A 3,393-nucleotide genomic window follows, 5' to 3' on the forward strand; every position below is an offset into this window, starting at 1 on the left:
CATGGGACTCTTTCGTGCTGGCTGGCGTGTGTGTGGGGTGTGCGGACAGCGCTGGGTTAGTCCGCACCTGCCGCCGCCGAGCGGGGGCAGGTGCCGACCTGGCTCATGAGCGCGGCGACGTCCTGGTGCGCGTGATCTCCGGTCAGGAGGTCCTGTTTGACGCGCTCGTGGACATCCGGACGCATATCCTGGCTGAGCTTAAACATGGCCTGCTCGGAGTCGATGTCGATCGTGAAGGCGACGATTCCCCCGATGATTTTGCGGAAAACCGCGCGGGAGTCTTCCATGGGCCAGGGCTCAGCCCGGCGGTTTTCGAAGACCTCGACCGTGCGCTCGACCACGCGCAACGCCATTTCCTCGTCCTCAATCAGGGTGACCCGGCCGGTGAGATGCACCGTCGCATAATCAAGGGTGGGCACCGCGGGTGTGTACTCGTATGCGGACGGGGAGACATAGGCGTGCGAGGTGCTGAACACGAGCAGCAGCTCCGGGTGCTCAACGAATTGCTGCCAGTGTGGATTCTCGCGGCCGATGTGGCCCCACAGCCGGGAACCCACGAGGGAGTCTCCGGGGGTCAGGCCGGGTGGGAACACCACGGGGGTGTGCGTGGCGAGGGGAGCGGCTGCCCCCTGCGAGGTGGCGATGACAGCGAAGGGGTTCGCGCGAACGAACTCAACCGCGGCGGCTCCGGACGGAGCGGGGTAGCTGGGGAAGGTGTGCATGATCGGCTTTCGGGTCGGTGGGGCGATCCCGGGGGCAGGCGACGCTGCCCCCGGGACCAGAATCGGGTTACTTGGCGGCCTCGAGCAGGGCGTCCCACATCACCTCGGAGGCGATGGCCCCCAGCGCGGTGCTGGTGACGGAGAGACGGCCCTGGGCGCTGGCCTTGCTGACGGGCAACTCGATCTCATCGGTGGTGACGGCGAACAGGGTGTCCCCGTCCATGTCGGTGTGGAAGGGCTGGATACCGCGGTGCATGGAGCTGTGTACCTGCTTGGCAAACTGGTTCAACTCGGTCTGCGTCAGCTTCACGTTGGTGATCAGGGCGCTGATCGTCGTGTTTCCGGACTCGGTCTCCGGGGCAAAACCTGCGGAAAAGGCCCGCTCGTAGTCGTAGAACGGGTGCCGGCGGGTCCCGCTGTTCTCGTCGTAGTTCCCGCGCACCACGGCTCCGTCGCGATTGACGATGACGCCGACCGGGTTCGGGACCACGATCGCGAGAATTTTCACGTCCCCGACCTGGCGGAAGGCTGCGCCCTGCCCGGTGATTTCCGTGCGGGAATAGTCCACCTTGCCCGCGGACGCGGTCATCCCGGCCCCGGCGATACCCTGCTGGAATTCGCCAGGAACGGCGTACTCGAGTGCGGCAGCGCCGAGCGCGGCGTCGGGGTAGACCGAGTTCGGGCGGGCCGAGAAGTCATAGATGATGGCGGAGGAGACGAGCTGCAGGTCCAGGAAGCCGGTGTTGTTCCCGTGCCGGGTGAGCAGAGCGTTGTTGACCCCGGCTCCGGCCTCCAAGCCGTGGACAGAGCCCCCGGCGAGGCAGATCGCGTGGTTGAAGTCGAAGCCACCCGAGAGGCCGACTGCCCCGCCGCGCGCGTCAACCGCGGTGCGGGCCCCGGCGGGAACGTGGATCACGGTGGCGCCCGTGGGGCCCTCCGCGTAGTGGGCCGAGCCCACCAGCACGCCGGGGAAATCATAGCTGAGGGTCTCTCGGCCCACGCTCCGGACCGGGGTCAGCTCGGGGAAATCGCGGTTGGCGGGCCCGGCATCGGGGTGAATGCCGGCCAGGCGCGGTTCAGCGCCGACGACGGGCCCGCGTGCGGCAGCGGTGATGCTGCTCTGCTCGGCGGGGGTGTGCTCGGGAACGGGGGTGCTGGTCATAGCGTCTCCAAGAGTTGCTGCGAGTAGGGGTGTTGGGGTGAGGTGAAGAAGGACTCGGTGGTGTTGCTCTCTACGATTTCGCCGCGGAAGAGCACGGCGATCCGGTCCGAAACCCGGCGCACGGCGCCGAGGTCGTGCGAGATAAACAGGGCTCCGAAGCGGTGTTGCTCCTGCAGCTCACGGATGAGCGCGAGGATCTGCATTTGCACGGAAACGTCGAGGGCGCTGACAGCCTCGTCGAACACGATGAATCGGGGTTCGGTGATGAGCGCCCGGGCGACCGAGACGCGCTGGCGTTGGCCGCCGGAGAGCTCGTGCGGGAATCGATCGGCCATATCCGCGCCGAGGCCGACCCGCTCGAGGATCTGCGCAACGCGTTCCTGTTGCTCGGCGCGGCTCAGGGAACGCCCGACCACCGTGAGGGGTTCGCGCACGGACTCGCCGACCCGGCGTCGCGGGTTGAGGGACCACTGCGGGTGCTGCAGCACCGCCTGGACGCTCCCACGCAGGGCCTTTTTGGTTGCCCGATTCAGCGGGCGGCCGAGGAGCCGGGCGACGCCGGAATCTGGGGCGCGCAGCCCGAGGGCGACCGCCCCGGTGGTGGATTTCCCCGAGCCGGATTCCCCGACGACGCCGAGGGTTTCGCCAGCCGCGACGGCCAGGCTGACCTCGTTCATCGCCCGCATGACGCGGCGTTTCCGGCCCATCCCGCTCGTAAAGGTGACGCTGACAGCGTCCAGCTCCAAGACGGGCGGGTGCGCTTCGTCCGGGATTCCGGCCGGCACGGTTTCGGGGCTCATGGCTGCTCCGTTTCACCCTCGATGAGGGTTGAGGGAATGTTCGGAATGGTGGATGTGGTCGGCAGGGCCGAGAGGAGCGTCCGGGTGTACTCGTGCTCGGGGTGCTCGAGTACCCGATCGGTCGGGCCGTCTTCCACAATTCGACCGCGGTGCATCACGACGACGCGCTCGCACCAGCGACGGACCGCCCCGAGGTCGTGGCTCACCCAGATCAGGCTGGCGCCCGAGGCACGGGTCAGCCGGACGATCAGCTCGAGGATGTCCTCGCGCACCTGCGCGTCGAGCGAACCGGTCGGCTCGTCGGCAATCAGGATGTGCGGCTCGCGTGCCATCGCCATCGCGATGGAGACTCGCTGAGCCATCCCTCCGGAGACCTCGTGCGGGAACAGACTGAGGGCGCGTTCCGGGTCAACGATCTTCACGCTCTCCAGGAGAGCGATCAGGGTCGCCCGGTCGGTGGCCTTGCCGAGCGGGGCGAGAGCCAACTGGAGTTGCCGTCCGATGCGCATCGTCGGATTCAGTGACGCGATCGGGTCCTGCGGGATGAAACCGAGGCTGTCGCGGCGCAGCGTACGGATCTGCTGCGCGCTCAGTGCGCTCACCTCCTCGCCCAAGACGGTGACTGAGCCGCTGATGAGGTGACAGGCGCGTGGGAGCATGCGGCCGATCGCCTGGGACAGGGTGGACTTCCCGGATCCGGACTCGCCGA

At 67.8% G+C, this 3,393-nt stretch carries 4 protein-coding genes; all 4 read right to left on the reverse strand.

Going from position 1 to position 3,393, the window contains the following annotated elements; genetic code table 11:
• Positions 1-56: 56 nt before the first annotated feature.
• Positions 57-722 carry an FMN-binding negative transcriptional regulator gene (locus OOT08_RS10395; RefSeq protein ID WP_325092578.1) on the reverse strand — a complete coding sequence of 222 codons (666 nt, stop codon included), beginning with the start codon at positions 720-722 and terminating at the stop codon, positions 57-59.
• A 67-nt stretch (positions 723-789) separates the two neighbouring features.
• Complete coding sequence (locus tag OOT08_RS10400) at positions 790-1,884, reverse strand: endo-type 6-aminohexanoate oligomer hydrolase (protein ID WP_325092580.1); 1,095 nt, start codon at positions 1,882-1,884, stop codon at positions 790-792.
• A complete protein-coding gene (locus OOT08_RS10405; RefSeq protein WP_325092581.1) occupies positions 1,881-2,684 on the reverse strand; it encodes an ABC transporter ATP-binding protein in 804 nt (267 codons plus the stop codon). The genes OOT08_RS10400 and OOT08_RS10405 overlap by 4 nt, the downstream gene beginning before the upstream one ends.
• Positions 2,681-3,393 (reverse strand): ABC transporter ATP-binding protein (locus OOT08_RS10410; protein ID WP_325092582.1); only part of this gene is annotated, 713 nt, incomplete at its 5' end. The genes OOT08_RS10405 and OOT08_RS10410, both read right to left, overlap by 4 nt.

Source organism: Leucobacter sp. M11 (assembly GCF_035726885.1).
In the GTDB taxonomy this organism is placed as follows: Bacteria; Actinomycetota; Actinomycetes; order Actinomycetales; family Microbacteriaceae; genus JAPFRB01.

Coding starts and splice junctions, on each gene's coding strand:
- OOT08_RS10395 (WP_325092578.1), bottom strand. CDS start 722: ATGCACACCTTCCCCAGCTACCCCGCTCCGTCCGGAGCCGCCGCGGTT.
- OOT08_RS10400 (WP_325092580.1), bottom strand. CDS start 1,884: ATGACCAGCACCCCCGTTCCCGAGCACACCCCCGCCGAGCAGAGCAGC.
- OOT08_RS10405 (WP_325092581.1), bottom strand. CDS start 2,684: ATGAGCCCCGAAACCGTGCCGGCCGGAATCCCGGACGAAGCGCACCCG.